General features: G+C 66.2%; 11 protein-coding genes, 1 tRNA gene and 2 rRNA genes (1 of these 14 cut by a window edge). 6 read left to right on the top strand and 8 right to left on the bottom strand.

Going from position 1 to position 18,113, the window contains the following annotated elements; all coding sequences use genetic code 11:
• Positions 1-24: 24 nt before the first annotated feature.
• Positions 25-1,752, bottom strand: coding sequence for a SprB repeat-containing protein (locus tag LVB77_RS02965; RefSeq protein WP_232908732.1), 1,728 nt, complete (start codon positions 1,750-1,752; stop codon positions 25-27).
• Positions 1,753-2,034: 282 nt separating this feature from the next.
• Positions 2,035-3,393: a porin gene (locus LVB77_RS02960; protein ID WP_232908731.1), complete on the bottom strand. Its 1,359-nt coding sequence runs from the start codon at positions 3,391-3,393 to the stop codon at positions 2,035-2,037.
• 258 nt (positions 3,394-3,651) lie between these two features.
• Here LVB77_RS02960 and LVB77_RS02955 point away from each other — a divergent pair, with 258 nt between their 5' ends.
• Complete coding sequence (locus tag LVB77_RS02955; RefSeq protein ID WP_232908730.1) at positions 3,652-4,344, top strand: rhomboid family intramembrane serine protease; 693 nt, start codon at positions 3,652-3,654, stop codon at positions 4,342-4,344.
• A gap of 120 nt (positions 4,345-4,464) precedes the next feature.
• Positions 4,465-4,785, top strand: a complete 321-nt coding sequence (locus LVB77_RS02950; RefSeq protein WP_232908729.1) for a DUF1820 family protein — start codon at positions 4,465-4,467, stop codon at positions 4,783-4,785.
• 193 nt (positions 4,786-4,978) lie between these two features.
• On the opposite strand, the gene LVB77_RS02945 is transcribed toward LVB77_RS02950, so the two are convergent.
• The 3 genes from LVB77_RS02945 to gpmI form a co-directional block, all read right to left on the bottom strand.
• Positions 4,979-6,436 carry a S41 family peptidase gene (locus LVB77_RS02945; RefSeq protein ID WP_232908728.1) on the bottom strand — a complete coding sequence of 486 codons (1,458 nt, stop codon included), beginning with the start codon at positions 6,434-6,436 and terminating at the stop codon, positions 4,979-4,981.
• A gap of 458 nt (positions 6,437-6,894) precedes the next feature.
• Entirely contained in the window at positions 6,895-8,124 is a 1,230-nt protein-coding gene (locus tag LVB77_RS02940) for a peptidoglycan DD-metalloendopeptidase family protein (RefSeq protein ID WP_232908727.1), read from the bottom strand.
• On the bottom strand, positions 8,124-9,677 hold the full coding sequence (gene gpmI, locus LVB77_RS02935; RefSeq protein ID WP_232908726.1) for a 2,3-bisphosphoglycerate-independent phosphoglycerate mutase: 1,554 nt from the start codon (positions 9,675-9,677) through the stop codon (positions 8,124-8,126). The genes LVB77_RS02940 and gpmI overlap by 1 nt, the downstream gene beginning before the upstream one ends.
• Before the next feature lie 197 nt (positions 9,678-9,874).
• On the opposite strand from gpmI, the gene LVB77_RS02930 reads away from it, so the two are divergent.
• From LVB77_RS02930 to LVB77_RS02915, 4 genes are all read left to right on the top strand, one after another.
• On the top strand, positions 9,875-10,546 hold the full coding sequence (locus LVB77_RS02930; protein ID WP_232908725.1) for a hypothetical protein: 672 nt from the start codon (positions 9,875-9,877) through the stop codon (positions 10,544-10,546).
• A 112-nt stretch (positions 10,547-10,658) separates the two neighbouring features.
• Positions 10,659-12,434 carry a M28 family metallopeptidase gene (locus LVB77_RS02925; protein ID WP_232908724.1) on the top strand — a complete coding sequence of 592 codons (1,776 nt, stop codon included), beginning with the start codon at positions 10,659-10,661 and terminating at the stop codon, positions 12,432-12,434.
• Between the two features lie 570 nt (positions 12,435-13,004).
• The gene (locus LVB77_RS02920; RefSeq protein ID WP_232908723.1) at positions 13,005-13,415 is read left to right on the top strand and encodes an MAPEG family protein; all 411 of its coding nucleotides are present in this window, start codon (positions 13,005-13,007) and stop codon (positions 13,413-13,415) included.
• 91 nt (positions 13,416-13,506) lie between these two features.
• Complete coding sequence (locus tag LVB77_RS02915; protein WP_232908722.1) at positions 13,507-14,256, top strand: 2OG-Fe dioxygenase family protein; 750 nt, start codon at positions 13,507-13,509, stop codon at positions 14,254-14,256.
• A gap of 392 nt (positions 14,257-14,648) precedes the next feature.
• On the opposite strand, the gene rrf is transcribed toward LVB77_RS02915, so the two are convergent.
• From rrf to LVB77_RS02900, 3 genes are all read right to left on the bottom strand, one after another.
• Positions 14,649-14,763: ribosomal RNA gene (gene rrf / locus LVB77_RS02910) — 5S ribosomal RNA — on the bottom strand.
• 185 nt (positions 14,764-14,948) lie between these two features.
• Positions 14,949-17,826, bottom strand: a 23S ribosomal RNA gene (locus LVB77_RS02905).
• 252 nt (positions 17,827-18,078) lie between these two features.
• Positions 18,079-18,113, bottom strand: a tRNA-Ile gene (locus tag LVB77_RS02900) (it continues 42 nt past the right edge of the window).

Below are 18,113 nucleotides of genomic sequence, written 5' to 3'. Positions count from 1 at the left end.
CTTGGGAAACGCGGGACGCCGCGCTTACGGGATCGGATTGCCCGGACCGCCGCCACCGCCGCCGCAGCCGGCCAGGCCGCCCCGATTGAGCGTGCTGCCCGTGCCGCTCTGCCCGTCGGCGCTGGTCACCACCAGCGTCGCGGTGGCGCCGGGCGCGATCTCCGCCGAGGCGCCCGAGTACCAGCCGACATTGCTCCAGGCATAGGAGTAAGGCGGCAGGCCGCCCGTCACCGTGGCGGTGACCGACACCGACTCGCCGCAGCCCTTGATCGACGCCGGCAGGCCCACGACCAAGGTCAAGATCGGCTCGTAGGCCGGACGGTCGTCGTACAGCTGCGCCCAACGGCCGTCGTAGCCGCCGTTCTGCGACAACTGCCAACCGTTGGCCAGCCACTGCCCGGCCTCGTAGTTCTCGCGCGTGTCGATGCCTCCGGAGTGGACCAGCAGGTCGTGCTGACGCCAATAAGCGTTCAAGGACGCGTAGTCGCCGCTGGCGTCGGCGCGGTTGCGGTTGTAGCTGTCGCGGCCGGCGCCGCTGTAGCCGCCGAGCTTGTCCGAACCGGAGATGGTGTCGGCATTGGTCTCGGCCGAGTACGCGCCCCACAGCCAATCCTTGCCGAGCACGCCGTCGCGGCCGTCGGTGAGGCTGGAGCTGGAGGTGTCGCGCGACAGCACGTAGAAGCGCTGCAGGCCGGCGGGCACTTCCACCGTCCCGGCTTCGTTCACCAGCGGGCTGTCGAGCAGCACGTCGGTGTACTGACCGGAGTTCCAGTTGGTCGACCAGTTCGCGCCCGACCACTGCCCGCCGAACACGTCGGCCAGATCCTGCAGTTCGTAGGTGATGCGCTTGACCAGCGACCACGACACGGTGTCGTCGCGACCGGCGGCCAGGGCGTTGGCGTTGCTGTAGTTGAGCGTGCTGGCGCCCCAGGCCGACACCGCCGCGGACGAGTTTTCCGGCACCCAGACGTAGTGCACCGACTTGTCGTCGTCGTTGGTGACCTCGACTTCGGCCGAGTTGTTGTTGGTGCGGCGCGCGGCGATGGTGCTGTATGCGTCCTGCACGAAATGCAGTTCGTGGCCGTGCGTGCCCAACTCGGTGTTGTCCTCGTCGGCCTGCCAGATCATCACGTGCTTGCCGCCGGCGACCTGCATGAAGTTCAGGTCGGGGCTGCCGTAGCTGCGCATCACATGGTCTTTGTGGCTGGTGATGGTGACGTGGCCGACGTACTCGCCGGCCGAGCCGGGCACGGTGCTGACGCCGCGCACCACGATCTCGATGCGCTCCCAGTCGTGGATCTCGTTGGCCTTCTTATCGACCGGATGGTAGACGTGGTACAGCAGCAGCAGGGTCTTGCTGTTGCCCTCCATGAACTCGACCACCGACGCGTACAGCGTCGGGCGGATGCGCCAGTTCGAGTAGGCGCCGGTGCCGGCCGCCGAGGCGGCGACGTACTGCGACAGCAGGTTCGGCCAGGTGTAGCGGTTGTTGGCGAAGTTGCCGTCGCGATCGAAATCGTAATTCGAGATCCAGTCGCGGCCTTTCTTGCTGCTGCTTTCTTCGGCGCGCTGCATGATCACCGGCGCGTAGTACTGCAGGTAAGTCTTGCGCTCGGCCGGCGTCAGCAGCCAGGCCTGCGCGGAAGCCGCGCCGCTGGCCAGCACGGCGGCGAGGAACAGCAACAGCATCGCGCCCCAGCGCCGCGACGGGCGCGGCGAGGGTGTGCTGTCCGCTGCAACGGCGGACGGCATGGGACTAGTCACAAGGTGCATCAGCGTCTCCTTAATCCATCAAGGCGCCTGCGGCGCAGGCGTGTCGGCGATGCGCGTATGCGCGCCCGCGTGGCGTCCGTGCGGGTCGCGCCCCCTTCGGCGGGTTTTGTGTGCCGCCGCGCGCATCGAGTGCATCTTCGCTACCTGAAGGCGGTCGCTGTCAATCGTTTTCGCGCGCGCCCCGGGGCGGTGGCACATCCTTGGCACAACAAAAAAGCCCCGCCGTAGCGGGGCTTTTCTGCAAACGCGTCGTACCGTGGATCAGAAGTGGTACTGCGCCGAGACGCCGAACAGGTTCACGTTGCTGCTGTAGGAACCGAACAGGCGCTGGCCGCCCTGCGCCGGCGGGGTGACGATGCCGATCTGCGGGGTGTCCGGCTCGATGCGCACGTAGGAGAAGTTCAGCTCGAGGTTCTCGCTGAAGTCCCAGGTGGCGCCGATCGAGTACCAGCGACGGTCTTCGTCGGGCAGACGCGGGGTGCGGGTGGCGTAGGTGGTCGGGGTTTCGTCGTAGGCGTAACCGGCGCGCAGGGTCCAGGCGTCGTTGAGCTTGTACTCGCCGCCCAGGGCCATGAAGCGGGTCTTGTTCCAGCCGAAGTGCTCGACCGAATCCGGATCCGGGTTGGCGAAGTCGATGCGGATTTCCTGCAGCGACGACCAATCGGTCTCGGAGTAGTCGGCCATCAGCGAGAACTGGTCGGTGAACTTGTACTCGACGCTCAGCGTGGTGACCGACGGGGTGGTCAGCTTGGCCAGGGCCTTGCCGTCCTGGAACAGCGGACGCGTGGTCGGGCTGGCGCCGAACACCGCGGCGACGTTGCCCGGCACGGTCCAGTCGACGTTGCCTTCCAGCTCGTGGTCGATTTCCGAACGGTGCGACAGGCCGATGGCCAGCTTGTCGTTCGGACGCAGGTTCACGCCGATGATCCAGCCCAGGCCGGTGTCGTCGCCTTCGACCTTCGCGAAACCGTCGGAGGCCTGCGGGCGCGCGAACGGCAGCGGACGGGTCGCCGGGTTACCGAACAGCAGGGTGCCGAAATCCACCGACTTCGACAGCTCGGCCTCGGCCTTTTCCCACACGATGCCGGCGCCGACCGACAGGTGATCCGGGACCAGCTCGAACGCGGCCGACAGGGTCAGGTCGACCGTCTTGAGCTCGGACTTGGCGGCGTAATAACGGCCGACCCAGCCCGGCTTGTATTCGGTCTTCAGACCGAACGGCGCGCTGACCATGGCGCCGACCGACAGGCCGTTGTCGAACTTGTGGATGATGGACATCGCCGGAACCGGGGTGACGTCGCCGGCTTCGCCGCCGTCGCCGCCGGTGAGCGGACGGCCGAGCACGTCGTAACCGCCGCCGTTGAACTTGGCGTTGAGGTCGATGACGGTGACGTCGGCCTGGAAGGTGGTGCCTTCGAACTGGGTCATCGCTGCCGGATTGTTGGCGACGACCGAGGTGTCGCCGGCGGCCACGCCGGAACCGGCGAACGCGCGACCCATGGCCTTGACGCTGTTTTCCTTGAGCTGGAAGCCCGAAGCGTGGACCTGGCCCAGGGCCAGAGCGCCGGTGATGCCCAGCGCAAGGGCAGTCAGGCGCGTATAGCGGTGTGCGTGTTGCATGCGTGTAGTCTCCATTGGAGTATTTTTTGGTCTTCCTCGGCCGTCTGCGCGGCTCCGATAACGCCGGAGCCCGCACCGCCGGAAAGCCCCTCCCGACGTACGACGCCGTATGCACTATAGCGCGGCCGTTAACCGAAAGCTAACAATAGAGGCCCATTCCGCGACTACCGTTTCCTCGGGCTTTCGCCCCGCCGGCTCCCCCTGAACGAGCCTGTTCCCACCGGCGGGATCGGCCCCTCCGCAACGCCCCCAGACCCGATGTTCATCGCCATCCCTTCCCGCGAAAAAGCCCCCCTGCGCTGGGCCACGCCCCTGCTGTTCGCGGCGCTGTGGCTGTGCTTCATCGGCTCGGCCGTGCTGCCGGACCCGGAGCAGCGCCGGCTGATGCTGGAATGGGGCGCGCTGTCGGGCGGGCTGTCGACGCCGCAGGCCTGGTGGCCGGCGATCCGCGACGGCGCGGTGCTGCGCCTGTTCAGCGCCCTGTTCCTGCACGCCGACTGGGCCCATCTGCTGGGCAACCTGGTGTTCCTGCTGATCTTCGGCCTGCCGGCCGAACGCACCATGGGGCCGTGGCGCTTCCTGGCCCTGTTCCTGTGCGGCGGCGCGGTGGCCAACCTGGCCGCGGTGATCGCGATCGGCACCCCCGACCGCCTGATCATCGGCGCCAGCGGCGCGGTGTCGGCGCTGATCGGCGCCTACCTGGCGCTGTTCCCCGGCGCCAAGCTCGGCGTGGTGGTGCCGCTGGGCCTGTTCCTGCAGTTCGTGAAGGTGCCGGCGCCGCTGCTGATCGGGGTGTGGGCGCTGCTGCAGGTGGTGTTCACCTTCATCGGCCCGGCCTTCGGCGCGGTGGCGTGGTCGGCGCATCTGGCCGGTTTCGCGTTCGGCGGCGCGTTCGCGCTGATCGCGCGCGCGGGCATCGCGCGGCGCATGCGGCGCAAGCGCGGGTTCTGAGGTTCGGCGCCCACCGGCTTTCTGCGCGTGCCTTGAGTTGGCGGCGGCCGGCCCCACGCTAATCAACGCACCGCGCCGCGTTTCAGCGATGCGCGGCCTCCCTTCCCGATTGCAGCAGCCATGGCCAAGACGCTCTACAAAGTCACCTTCCTCAACGCCGGCAAGGTCTACGAGCTGTACGCGCGGCACGTCGCCTCCGGCGCGCTGTGGGGCTTCACCGAAGTCGGCGAGCTGGTGTTCGACGTGCACGAGGGCCTGGTCGTGGACCCGACCGAGGAGCGTTTGCGCGACGAGTTCGGCAACACCCGCATGCTGCACCTGCCGATGCAGAGCATCGTGCGCATCGAGGAAGTCGAGCGTAAGGGCCAGTCGGCGATCCGCGACGCGGCGACCGGCGAGAAAGTGGTGACGCCGTTTCCGCTGCCGGCGAAGCCGCGCTGAGGGCGGAAAGCGAATTCCCCTCACTCCCCCTTTTTCAAAGGGGGAGGCTGTACGGCCTGAATTGGGCGTCACCTCGTCCGTGGAGCGGAGGCAGGCGCATCCTCCCAGCGCGCAACATCATCCAAGTCGCCGCGCACGACTTCCCCCTTTGGAAAAGGGGGAGTGAGGGGGATTCGCTCTTAGGCGCGCAACCTCAACGCTTGGTCGCCGCCTCGTCCGCCTTGGCCACCACCGGCTTCTTCAGCTCCGCCAGCGCCGCCGCGATCGGCGCGTCGCCCTCCAGCACTTCGCCGGCGTTGGTGCCCGGCGCGTCGTCGGCGTCGCCGCGCAGGTGCCCGGGCAGGCTGGCTTCGCTGTAGTTGGTGCGGCCGCCGTTGGCGGCGTCCTTGCCCGGATGCAGGGCGACGTCGGGCACGATGCCCAGCGCCTGGATCGACTTGCCGCTGGGCGTGTAGTAACGCGCCGTGGTCAGCTTGACCGAGTCGCCGTTGTCCAGGGGCAGCACGGTCTGCACCGAGCCCTTGCCGAAGGTGCGGCTGCCGACCACGCGCGCGCGGCCGTTGTCGCGCAGCGCGCCGGCCAGCACTTCCGAGGCGCTGGCCGAACCGGCGTCGACCAGCACCACCACCGGCGCGCCGTCGATGCGGTCGCCCGGCGTGGCGCCGAACTCGGCGTCGCTGATCGCGATGCGGCCGCGCGTGCTGACGATCTTGCCTTTCTCCAGCAGGTCGTCGGCGATCTGCACGGCCGAGGTCAGCAGGCCGCCGGGGTTGCTGCGCAGGTCGATCACCAGGCCGCTGAGCTTGCCGCCGGCCTGGGTCTTGAGCTTCTCGATCTGCGATTCGAAATCGGCCGCGGTGTCGGCCTGGAACGCGCTGACGCGCACATAGCCGTACCCGGGTTCGAGCATGCGGCTGCGCACGCTGGCCACGCGGATGGTCTCGCGCGCCACGGTCACGTCGAAGGGCTTGTCGCGGCCCGCGCGCACGATGCTCAGCACCACCTTGGTGCCCGGCGCGCCACGCAGCGGGCCGGAGCTGTCGCCTTCGTCGGCCTTGAACGGCTTGCCGTCGATGGCGACGATCAGGTCGCCGGCCTTGATGCCGGCGCGCGCGGCCGGGGTGTCGTCGATCGGCGAAATCACCCGCAGCGTGCCATCGGACTGGCGCTGCAGTTCGACGCCGATGCCGTCGTAGGCGCCACGCGCCTGCTCGTCGAAATCGTCGGCGGCGACCTTGTCGAGGTAGACGCTGTGCGGGTCCAGATCGAACAGCAGCCCGCGAATCGCCGAATGCATGAGCTTGCGGTCGTCGACCGGCTCGACGTAGGCCTGCTTGACCGCGTTGTAGACCGCGACGTAGCGGCGGATCTCGTCCAGCGGCACCTGCGACTCGGACTTGTCGTCCTTGGCTTTGGCGGTGGCGGGCTTGGTTTCGGCCGGCTTGGGGTCGGCGGGTTTGGTGTCCGCCGGCTTGGGGTCGGCAGGCTTCGAGTCGGCCGGCTTGGTTTCGGCCGGTTGGGTCTGGGCCGGCGCGGGCGTCTGCTGCGCCGCGGCCGGCAGCAAGGCGCCGGCCAGCGCCAACGGCGCCAGGCCCAGCAACAAGGCTCGCGCCCGGGTCGGACGGGAAGACGGCGGATGACGCAGGCGCATGCAGGAACTCCGAAACGGATACCGGTTGGACCGCGCGACGCGGGCGGGGTTCGCTCGCCGTGCGTGGCTGGAATAGGAACACGTTAGGCAGGGCGGCGGGAAGCTTTCGTTAACGGATCGAGCGCGGATTCAGGCGCGGTAGGGCGTCGCTCCCGGCAGGCCGCCCGGCGGCCGAAATCGCCCGGCCCTCACGACCCGCTGCCCGCCACCGACGCGACGTGTCTTGACCCTATCCCGCGACCCAACACCGTCATTCCGGCGAAAGCCGGAACCCATTTTGACTTTCGCTCCGACGTACCCGGGTCGCATGCTCCCAAAGCAGTGGGTTCCGGCGTTCGCCGGAATGACGGTGTCGGGTGATGGCGCGGGCAGACGAGCGCCGTTGCCGCACGATGGCCAGCGATCTCACACGCCTCGACCGCGCGACCGCCTTCGTCGCAGCCTCGGCCTGCGCCGCCTCAGCGCCGCAGCCAGGTCGCGGGGTTCACCGGCTGGCCGTTGCGGCGCAGCTCGAAGTACAGCGCCGGGCGGCCGTTGCCGCCGGAACTGCCGACGGTGGCGACCGGGTCGCCGCGTTTGACGCGGTCGCCGACGTTGCGCAGCAGGGCGTCGTTGTGCGCGTACAAACTCATGTAGCCGTTGCCGTGATCGACGATCAGCAGCAGGCCGTAGCCGGTCATCCACTCGGCGTACACGACCTGACCGTCGCCGACCGCCTTGACCGTGGCGCCGGCGCTGGCGCCGATCAGCAGGCCTTCGCTGCCGCGCCCGTCCGGCATGGTGCCGCCGTAGCCGGCCAGCAACGCGCCCGAGACCGGCCAGCCCAGGCCGCCGACCTGCAACGGCGCGGCGCTGGCCACGGCCACCGGCTTGCGCACCGAGGCGCCGCCGGCGGGCTTGGCGCTGTTCTGCGCTTCGCGGGCGGCCCGCGCGGCAGCGGCGGCCTTGCGCTGCGCTTCGCGCGCGGCGGCCTGGCGCAGCTTTTTCAGCAGGTCTTCCAGGCCCTTGGCGTCGCGGCCCAGGGCGCGTTCGCGGCTGCTGCGGTCCTGGTACTTGCGGTTGATCTGGTCGACCAGCGCCGCGCGGCTTTGGCGGTCGTTCTGCAGTTGCCCCAGCTGCGCGCGCTGCTGCTTGCGCGAGCTGTCCAGTTCGGCGCGACGCGTGACGATGTCGCGTTCGACCGCGTCGAGTTCGCTCAGCTCGGTGCGCAGCTGCGCGATGCGGCGCGCACGGTCGCGCTGCACGTAGCCGTGATACGCCAGCATGCGGTTGGCGTCGGCGACCTTGTCCTGCGCCAGCATCACTTTCAGCGGCGCGTCGCCGCCCTGGGTGTAGGCGGCGCGCAGCAGTCGCGCCAGTTCCTCGCGCTTGGCGCCCAAGGTGGCGTTCAAACTGTCGCGCCGCTGTTGCAGGGCCGCCAGCGAGGACTGCTCGCGCGCCAGGCGCTGCTCGGTCTCGCGCAGGCCGCGGTTGGTCTGGCCGACTTTTTCGTCGGCCTCGCGCAACTCGCGCGAGGCGGCGCCGCGTTGGCCTTCCAGTTTGCGGCGTTCGTCGGCGACCGATTTGAGCTCGCTCTTGATGCGCTCGAGCTTGCGTTCGGCATCGCGGCTGCTGTTCTGCGCCGCAGCCGGCGCACAGGCCAGCAGCGACAGCAGCAGTGCGATCGCGAACGCGCGCACGGACCGCATCAGGCGACCGATCCGCCTTCGATCAGCAGGCTGTGTCCGCTCATCTCGGCCGGCTGCGGCAAGCCGAGCAGGTCGAGCATGGTCGGCGCGACGTCGCGCAGGGCGCCGCCGCTGCGCAGTCGGGCGCGGCGCGGGCCGAGGTACACCAGCGGCACCGGGCCGACGGTGTGGGCGGTGTGCGGCTGGCCGGTGGCCGGGTCGCGCATCATTTCCAGGTTGCCGTGGTCGGCGGTGATCAGCAGGGCGCCGCCCGTGTCGCGCACGGCCTGGGCGATCGCGCCGATCGCCACGTCCACGGCCTGCGCGGCCTGGATCGCGGCGTTCAAATCGCCGGTGTGGCCGACCATGTCGGGGTTGGCGATGTTGCACACCGCCACGTCGATGCTGCCGGAGCGGATCGCCTCGACCAGCTTCGCGGTGACTTCCGGACAGCTCATTTCCGGCTGCAGGTCGTAGGTGGCGACCTTGGGACTGGGCACCAGAATGCGGGTCTCGCCTTCGTAGGGATCTTCGCGGCCGCCACTGAAGAAGAAGGTCACGTGCGCGTACTTCTCGGTCTCGGCGATGCGCAGCTGGGTGAGGCCGTGCTGCGCCAGCAGCTCGCCCAGCGTATTGCGTAGATCGTCGGGCGCGTAGGCGACCGGCGCCGGCAGCTTGGCGTCGTACTCGGTGAGGCAGACGAAGCGCGACAAACGCGGCTGGCGCAGCTCGTAGCCGGCGAACGCCGGATCGACGAAGGCGGCGGTGAGCTGGCGCGCGCGGTCGGCGCGGAAATTCATGAACACCACCGCGTCGCCGTCGCGCATGGCCTGCGCGCCGTCCAGCACGGTCGGCGCGACGAACTCGTCGGTTTCGCCGCGCTCGTAGGCCTGCGCCAGCGCGGCCTGGGCGTCGCTGGCGTGGTGGTCGCTGCGCGCTTCGACGATCGCGTCCCAGGCACGGCGCTGGCGGTCCCAGCGCTGGTCGCGGTCCATGGCGTAGTAGCGGCCGCTGACCGAGGCGATATGCGCGTTGCCGACGCGGTCGCAGACCTCCTGCAGGCGCGCCAGGCTGGGCGCGGCGGACTTGGGCGGCATGTCGCGGCCGTCGAGGAAGGCATGCACGGCGACGCGCGCCACGCCCTCGCGGCGCGCCAGTTCCAGCATCGCGAAGATGTGCTGCTCGTGGCTGTGCACGCCGCCGGGCGAAAGCAGGCCCATCACGTGCAAGGTGCCGCCGGCGGACTGGGCCGCGGTGCAGGCCGCGCGCAGCTCGGCGTTGGCGTAGAAGCTGCCGTCCTCGATCGCGGCGTCGATGCGGGTCAAGTCCTGGTAGACGATGCGGCCGGCGCCGAGGTTCATGTGGCCGACCTCGGAATTGCCCATCTGCCCGTCCGGCAGGCCGACGTGGCGGCCTTCGGTATGGATCAGGGTGTGCGGCTCGCTGGCCAGCAGGGCGCGCCACTGCGGCAGCTCGGCCTGGGCCAGGGCGTTGTCGGCGGTTTCCTCGCGATGGCCCCAGCCATCCAGGATCAGCAGGACCACGGGGTGGGGGCGCGCGGAGGGGGATGGCACGTCGCGTTTCCTAATGAATAGGCCGGCACGGGGGATCGGAGCCGGCGTTGCGGTTGCCCGGGATTGTAGCGGAGCCGGCCACGGCGGCATTACGAAGGACACGCGCCGAATCCGCGCGCGATGCCTTAAACCTGTGCCATGCCCAGTGCATCAGACTGTATGAACCCACCCGACGGGAACTCCCGAGGACACCGCTCATGACCCGTAACCGCTTCGCCCTCGCTCTCTCGCTGGCCCTGTCCGTAGCGGCCGCGCCGGTATTCGCCGCCAATCAGGACATCGACAAGGTCAACGGCAGCATCAACGTCGAGGCCGGCCAGACCGTCGGCAACGTGGAAACCGTCAACGGCAGCATCCGCATCGGCGCCGGCGCCCGCCTCAAGAACGCCGAGACCGTCAACGGCGGCATCACCGTCGCCGAGCAGGTCCAGGCCGGCGGCCTGGAAACCGTCAACGGCAGCATCCGCGTGGCCCACAACGTCAGCCTGAGCTCGGGCCTGGAGACCGTGAACGGCAGCATCTTCGTCGATCGCGGCGGCAATGTGCGCGGCGGCGTCGAGACCGTGAACGGCTCGATCGGCCTGGTCGACACCGACATCGGCCAGAGCATCAACACGGTCAACGGCGACCTCACCGTCGGCGCCGGCTCGCACGTCAAGGGCGGCATCACCTACGACAAGCCGAACTTCCAGCTGTTTTCCAGCAATCGCCGCAATCCGCGCGTGATCATCGGACCCAACGCGCAGGTCGACGGCGCGCTGGTGTTCAAGCACGCGGTGGACCTGTACGTGCATTCCAGCGCCAAGATCGGCCCGGTCACCGGCGCCACCGCCGTGCGCTATTCGACCGATACGCCGCCGAGCAAGTAAGCCGGCCTGAACGGCCCGGACCTGAGCGCGCATTCACGATCGCGGTCAGGTCCGCGGCCGCAGCGGGACATAGAATGGGGATTCCGCCGATGTCGGCCGTCCCGGAGTTGCCATGTCCCGCACGCCCCGTACACCGCTACACGCCGCGCCCTGGGTGGGCGCCGGCACGGTGCTAGCCGCCGCGCTGGTCGCCACCGCCTGCAGCAAGCCCGCCGAAACGCCCGCGGCCGCCGCGCCGCAAGCCGCTGCGCCCGCCGCCTCCGGCCATGCCTTCGACGCGGCCATCAATGCCGCCGATTTCGCCGAGCACGTCAAAACCCTGGCCTCCGACGAGTTCGGCGGCCGCGCGCCCGGCAGCGACGGCGAAGAGAAAACCGTGCAGTACCTGGAAGCGCAGTTCAAGCGCCTGGGCCTGAAGCCGGGCAACGGCGACAGCTACTTCCAGACCGTGCCGATGGTCGAGACCACGGCCGACGAATCCACCTCGCTCAAGCTCGACGTCAAGGGACAGGCGCGCGAGCTAAAGTTCGGCAGCGACATGGTGGTGGGCACGCGCACCGGCCAGGCGGAAGTGAAAGTGGACGCCAGCGACCTGGTGTTCGTCGGCTACGGCGTCAACGCGCCGGAGCAGAACTGGAACGACTACGCCGGCGTCGACGTGAAGGGCAAGACGGTGGTGATGTTCGTCAACGATCCGGGCTTCCATAACCAGGACGCGAAGCTGTTCGAAGGCAAGCGGATGACCTACTACGGCCGCTGGACCTACAAGTTCGAAGAGGCCGCGCGTCAGGGCGCCGCCGCGGCGCTGATCATCCACGACAGCGAGGGCGCGTCCTACGGTTGGGACGTGGTCAAGAATTCCTGGTCGGGCGCGCAGTTCGATCTGCCGGCCAAGGACGATCCGGAACCGCGCCTGCCGGTGCAGGGCTGGATCACCGGCGACGCCGCGCGCAAGCTGCTGGGCGACCTCGGCCAGGATCTGGACGCGCTGTACAAGGCCGCCGGCAAGCCCGGCTTCAAGGCGATCCCGCTGCAGGCCAAGGCCTCGATCGACCTCAAGAGCGCGATCAGCCAGAAGTCCTCGCGCAACGTGATCGCGCGCCTGGACGGCGCCAAGCGCCCGGACGAAGCGATCGTCTACATGGCGCACTGGGACCACCTGGGCGACCACGCCGACAAGGGTGGGCATGAGGGCCACGGCGCCGACGCTAAGGCCGCGGCCGCGGACACGATCTACAACGGCGCCATCGACAACGCCACCGGCGTGGCCGGCATCCTGGAGATCGCCGAAGCCTTCACCAAGCAGACCCCGCCGCCGGAGCGTTCGCTGCTGTTCGTGGCGGTGACGCTGGAGGAATCCGGCCTGCTCGGCTCCAAGTACTACGTCGCCCATCCGACCGTGCCCTTGAACAAGACCGTGGCGGTGATCAACCTCGACGCGATGCCGGTGATCGGCAAGGCGCGCGACATGACCGTGATCGGCTACGGCAGCTCCGAGCTGGAGGACATCCTCAAGACCGTCGCCACCGCGCAAGGCCGCACCCTGCACGCCGAGGCCACGCCGGAAGACGGCTTCTACTTCCGCTCCGATCACTTCAACTTCGCCAAGGCCGGCGTGCCCGCGCTGTACGCCAAGGGCGGCGACGACCTGATCGACGGCGGCACCGCCGCCGGGCAGAAGGCCAACAGCGACTACCGCGACCAGCGTTACCACAAGCCCGCCGACCAGTTCGACCCGGGCTGGAAGATGGACGGCGTGGTCCAGGACCTGGATGCGCTGTACGCCGTGGGCAAGACCCTGGCCGGCAACGAGCAATGGCCGAACTGGTACGAAGGCAACGCCTTCCGCGCCGCGCACGACAAGCTGATGCAGCCGGCCGGCAAGTAAGCCGCCGGCCTTTCCCGCGCTCGCGCCTCCGGATGAGGCGCGAGCGCGCGGAACCGCAAAGCTCCGCCGCTTTCTGTGCGAGCGACGTGAGCCGCGATGAACTCCAGACCTCAACGCAAGCTCCGCCGCCCCCTGTAGGAGCGGCGTAAGTCGCGACCGCGCCAATCAAGCAGCGCCGTCACTCACGCAACCCCGTCCTACGCCACGCCGCCGCAGCTCTTGCTTTCTGTGGGAGCGGCGTAAGCCGCGATGCCCCCCGACCCGCAACGCACGCCACGCCTCTCTTTGTAGGAGCGGCGTAAGCCGCGACCGCGCCCATCAAGCGGCGCCGCCGCTTCCGCAATCGCGTCTATACGCCAAAGCGCAGCGGCCCTGCTCTCTGTGGGAGCGGCGTGAGCCGCGATGAGTCCCGACCCATAACGCACGCCACACCCACCATTTGCAGGAGCGGCGCAGGCCGCGACCGCACCAGCCAGGCTGCGCCGCCACTCCCACCCCGGCCGAACCACTCCACGCTAGCCTCGCCTTTTCCGCTAGGCTCTGCACCATCCCTCGCCGCGGAACCCCGACATGACCCTGGCCCTCGCTTACTGGTGCGTGCTGTTCGCCGCCGCGCTGCCCTACCTGTGGGTATCGATCGCCAAGGCCAGCGGGCAGCGCTACAACAACCGCGATCCGCGCGGCTGGCAGGCGCGACAGGACAATCCGCGCTCGATCCGCGCCAACGCCGCCCAGCTCAACGCCTTCGAAGCCTTCGCGCCCTTCGCGGCCGGCGTGGTCATGGCGCAGCTGGCCGGCGTCGCGCACGCGCAGATAGCGAGCTTGGCGCTGGTGTTCGTGATCGCACGTGTCCTGCACGGCCTGCTTTACCTGGCCGACAAGCACGGCCTGCGCAGCCTGGTCTGGGTGGTCGGCTACGGTTGTGTGATCGCATTGCTGGGGCTGGCGGCGTTGAAGGCGTCGGCGATCGCCCCGATCTGAACCGTTCCGGCGGACGCGGTCCGCCGTTTCCCGTTTCGATTCCGGCGCAAGGCCAGATCGGGCGGCACCGTTGCTCCATCAAGGCCAGGCAATGACTTCCGGCGTCAGCGATACCGTCCGCGACCTCGAATCCGGACTCCAGCACGACGGCTTCCGCTTCGTCGAAGCCGACACCATGCGCGGTCTGCTCGAGCGCGAGCAGCCGCTCGCCGACTGGCCCGCGTTCGCCGCCAGCTGGAACGACCTCGGACCGGACACCTACCTGGCCCGACACGGCCGCGATCGCAAACGCCGATACGCCGTCTATTCCGTCGACGCCAGCGGCGCGCTGCGCCGCGAGGCGCATCAGCCGCATTACCAGAGCCTGGACTACAACGTCCTGCAGGGCGACATCGAGCGCTGGTTCGAGCCCATTCTGCCCGGGGTCGGCGACAGCGACAGCCTGCTGCGCATACTCGGCTTCTGCCGCGACTTCTACGGCGCGTTGGCGCCGGCGATCAGCGGATGGCACGTCGAGGTGCACCAGTTCCGGATCGAGGCCCGCAGCGATCAAGCCGGCGAACCGACACCGGAAGGCGTGCACCGCGACGGCGTCGATTACGTGCTGGTCTTGCTGATCGACCGCCAGAACATCCTCAGCGGCACCACCTCGATCCATGCCCAGGACGGCCGCGAGCTGGGCAGCTTCACTCTGACCGCGCCGTTGGACGCGGCCCTGGTCGACGACAGCCGCGTCTTCCACGGCGTCACCGCGGTGGCGGCGCAAGATCCGGCGCTGCCGGCCCATCGCGACGTGCTGGTGGTGACCCTGCGCGCGAAGGATTCTGCGGCAGGGCGATAAGCCGTTGCGCAGGGCTGGGGCAAGCGCTCTGCGCCTACGCCGGCGTAACTCCTGCTCTCTGTAGGAGCGTCGTAAGCCGCGACCGCGGCAATGGAACGGCGGCGCAGTTTGCCCGATGGCGATCGCCAGCAACGGCAGCCCTTCTGCTTTCTGTGGGAGCGGCGTGAGCCGCGATTGCGGCAATGAAGTGGCGACGCAATTGGCCCGATGGCGATCGCGGCTGGCGCCGCTCCCACAGAACGCCTGGGGTGCGGCCTGGAGCGGGCGGATTATCTTGAAACGCGTCGGCATTAACTCACCCGCCGCGCGATTCGCCTGCGGCCGGCATTAACGTTTCGCGCGCGCAAAGAAGAAGGCCGGTCCCCTTTCGGGAACCGGCCTTCGGATAAAGCCCCTGGCGATGACCTACTCTTGCATGGCTTAGGCCACACTACCATCGGCGCATGTGCGTTTCACTTCCGAGTTCGGGATGGGATCGGGTGGTTCCACACAGCTATTATCACCAGGGAGAGGGTGGAGGGTCGCCGGTTTCGTTGGACTGAAACAGCGCACACGCTCTCGTTGGGTTGCTTCGGACGGAATGGTACCCGTCGTTGGCGAATAAGTTGGGACGTAGCGAAGTTTAGCTTCTGATGGAAGCAGAGTCGAATGTCATCCGACGAATCGTGGAGACCAAAGCAACTTGAGGTTATATGGTCAAGCCACACGGATCATTAGTACAGGTTAGCTCAATGCATTGCTGCACTTACACACCCTGCCTATCAACCACCTAGTCTTGATGGTTCCTTTAGGGGACTTAAAGTCCCGGGAGATCTCATCTTGAGGCGCGCTTCCCGCTTAGATGCTTTCAGCGGTTATCGCTTCCGAACATAGCTACCCGGCAATACCACTGGCGTGATAACCGGAACACCAGAGGTTCGTCCACTCCGGTCCTCTCGTACTAGGAGCAGCCCCTCTCAAATCTCCAACGCCCACGACAGATAGGGACCGAACTGTCTCACGACGTTCTGAACCCAGCTCGCGTACCACTTTAAATGGCGAACAGCCATACCCTTGGGACCGACTACAGCCCCAGGATGTGATGAGCCGACATCGAGGTGCCAAACACCGCCGTCGATATGAACTCTTGGGCGGTATCAGCCTGTTATCCCCGGAGTACCTTTTATCCGTTGAGCGATGGCCCTTCCATACAGAACCACCGGGTCACTAAGACCTACTTTCGTACCTGCTTGATCCGTCGATCTTGCAGTCAAGCACGCTTATGCCTTTGCACACAGTGCGCGATGTCCGACCGCGCTGAGCGTACCTTCGTGCTCCTCCGTTACACTTTGGGAGGAGACCGCCCCAGTCAAACTACCCACCATACACGGTCCCCGACCCGGATTACGGGCCTAGGTTAGAACGTCAAGCACGACAGGGTGGTATTTCAAGGATGGCTCCACCACAGCTAGCGCCATGGTTTCATAGCCTCCCACCTATCCTACACAGACGAACTCAACGTTCAGTGTAAAGCTATAGTAAAGGTTCACGGGGTCTTTCCGTCTTGCCGCGGGAACGCTGCATCTTCACAGCGATTTCAATTTCACTGAGTCTCGGGTGGAGACAGCGCCGCTGTCGTTACGCCATTCGTGCAGGTCGGAACTTACCCGACAAGGAATTTCGCTACCTTAGGACCGTTATAGTTACGGCCGCCGTTTACTGGGGCTTCGATCAAGAGCTTCGCCTTGCGGCTGACCCCATCAATTAACCTTCCAGCACCGGGCAGGCGTCACACCCTATACGTCCACTTTCGTGTTTGCAGAGTGCTGTGTTTTTGATAAACAGTCGCAGCGGCCTGGTCACTGCGACCCCTTTCAGCTATAGCTCGCACGAGCCACCAAAAGGGGTGCACCTTCTCCCGAAGTTACGGTGCCATGTTGCCTAGTTCCTTCACCCGAGTTCTCTCAAGCGCCTTAGAATTCTCATCCTGCCCACCTGTGTCGGTTTACGGTACGGTCTGCGTAAGCTGAAGCTTAGGAGCTTTTCCTGGAAGCGTGGTATCAGTCACTTCGCTCTAATGAGCTCGTCTCGCTGCTCGGTGTTAAAGGGTCCCGGATTTGCCTAAGACCCACACCTACCTGCTTTCTCCCGGACAACCAACGCCGGGTAGACCTAACCTTCTCCGTCCCTCCATCGCACTTACGCGAGGTGCTGGAATATTAACCAGCTTCCCATCGACTACGCATTTCTGCCTCGCCTTAGGGGCCGACTCACCCTGCGTCGATTAACGTTGCGCAAGGAAACCTTGGGCTTTCGGCGTGCGGGCTTTTCACCCGCATTATCGTTACTCATGTCAGCATTCGCACTTCCGATACCTCCAGCAGACTTCTCAATCCACCTTCAACGGCTTACGGAACGCTCCTCTACCGCGCATACAAAGTATGCACCCCAAGCTTCGGTTCATCGCTTAGCCCCGTTAAATCTTCCGCGCAGACCGACTCGACCAGTGAGCTATTACGCTTTCTTTAAAGGGTGGCTGCTTCTAAGCCAACCTCCTGGCTGTCTGTGCCTTTCCACATCGTTCACCACTTAGCGATGAATTTGGGACCTTAGCTGTGGGTCTGGGTTGTTTCCCTTTTCACGACGGACGTTAGCACCCGCCGTGTGTCTCCCGGATAGTACGTACTGGTATTCGGAGTTTGCCATGGTTTGGTAAGTCGCAATGACCCCCTAGCCATAACAGTGCTCTACCCCCAGTAGTATTCGTCCGAGGCGCTACCTAAATAGCTTTCGAGGAGAACCAGCTATCTCCGGGTTCGATTAGCTTTTCACTCCTAATCACACCTCATCCCCTACCTTTGCAACGGGAGTGGGTTCGGGCCTCCAGTTGATGTTACTCAACCTTCACCCTGGGCATGACTAGATCACCCGGTTTCGGGTCTACTGCCCGCGACTATGCGCCCTTATCAGACTCGGTTTCCCTTCGCCTCCCCTATACGGTTAAGCTCGCCACGAACAGTAAGTCGCTGACCCATTATACAAAAGGTACGCCGTCACCCTTGCGGGCTCCGACTGCTTGTACGCACACGGTTTCAGGGTCTATTTCACTCCCTTCACCAGGGTTCTTTTCGCCTTTCCCTCACGGTACTGGTTCACTATCGGTCGGTCAGGAGTATTTAGCCTTGGAGGATGGTCCCCCCATGTTCAGACAGGGTTTCTCGTGCCCCGCCTTACTCGATTTCATTGAATGAGGTCTTTCGCATACCGGGCTGTCACCGTCTATGGCCGAGCTTTCCAACTCGTTTTGCTAAACCTTACTCAACTTAAGGGCTGCTCCCCGTTCGCTCGTCACTACTTAGGGAATCTCGGTTGATTTCTTTTCCTCCGGTTACTTAGATATTTCAGTTCACCGGGTTCGCTTTGCATGGCTATGTATTCACCATGCAATACTCCTTGCGGAGTGGGTTTCCCCATTCGGACATCGCGGGATCAATGCTTATTGCCAGCTCCCCCACGCTTTTCGCAGGCTGTCACGTCCTTCATCGCCTCTGACCGCCAAGGCATCCACCGTGTGCGCTTATTCGCTTGACCATATAACCCCAAGTCGCCTTGGAGCCACAGGATTCAGGGGTACAAAGCCCGAATTCGAATATAACGACTCAATTAATAAAGTGCCTCTCGGCACTCGCCTTAGCCTCTACGACACGTCATGGACATTCGTCTCAAAACGCTCGCTACGTCCCAGTTTTCAAAGAACACGATGCGGGCTTCAGCGCCCGACCGCTTCAAATCTTGTTGTGTGCGCAGATCATTCAGACGTTCCGGAGACGCTTTCCACTTAGGTGGTGGGTCTGGGAGGACTCGAACCACCGGCCTCA

It is taken from the genome of Lysobacter sp. 5GHs7-4, assembly GCF_021284765.1.
Lineage (GTDB): Bacteria > Pseudomonadota > Gammaproteobacteria > Xanthomonadales > Xanthomonadaceae > Lysobacter.
The sequence above is the reverse complement of the archived record's forward strand: the minus strand, read 5'-3'. Positions and strand labels throughout refer to the sequence as shown.

Excerpts from the sequence above, each read along its gene's own strand:
- LVB77_RS02950 (WP_232908729.1), top strand. The coding sequence starts at position 4,465 with ATGGCCAAGACGCTCTACAAAGTCACCTTCCTCAACGCCGGCAAGGTC.
- LVB77_RS02925 (WP_232908724.1), top strand. The coding sequence starts at position 10,659 with ATGTCCCGCACGCCCCGTACACCGCTACACGCCGCGCCCTGGGTGGGC.
- LVB77_RS02915 (WP_232908722.1), top strand. The coding sequence starts at position 13,507 with ATGACTTCCGGCGTCAGCGATACCGTCCGCGACCTCGAATCCGGACTC.
- LVB77_RS02965 (WP_232908732.1), bottom strand. The coding sequence starts at position 1,752 with ATGCCGTCCGCCGTTGCAGCGGACAGCACACCCTCGCCGCGCCCGTCG.
- LVB77_RS02945 (WP_232908728.1), bottom strand. The coding sequence starts at position 6,436 with ATGCGCCTGCGTCATCCGCCGTCTTCCCGTCCGACCCGGGCGCGAGCC.
- LVB77_RS02920 (WP_232908723.1), top strand. The coding sequence starts at position 13,005 with ATGACCCTGGCCCTCGCTTACTGGTGCGTGCTGTTCGCCGCCGCGCTG.
- LVB77_RS02960 (WP_232908731.1), bottom strand. The coding sequence starts at position 3,393 with ATGCAACACGCACACCGCTATACGCGCCTGACTGCCCTTGCGCTGGGC.
- LVB77_RS02930 (WP_232908725.1), top strand. The coding sequence starts at position 9,875 with ATGACCCGTAACCGCTTCGCCCTCGCTCTCTCGCTGGCCCTGTCCGTA.
- LVB77_RS02955 (WP_232908730.1), top strand. The coding sequence starts at position 3,652 with ATGTTCATCGCCATCCCTTCCCGCGAAAAAGCCCCCCTGCGCTGGGCC.
- LVB77_RS02940 (WP_232908727.1), bottom strand. The coding sequence starts at position 8,124 with ATGCGGTCCGTGCGCGCGTTCGCGATCGCACTGCTGCTGTCGCTGCTG.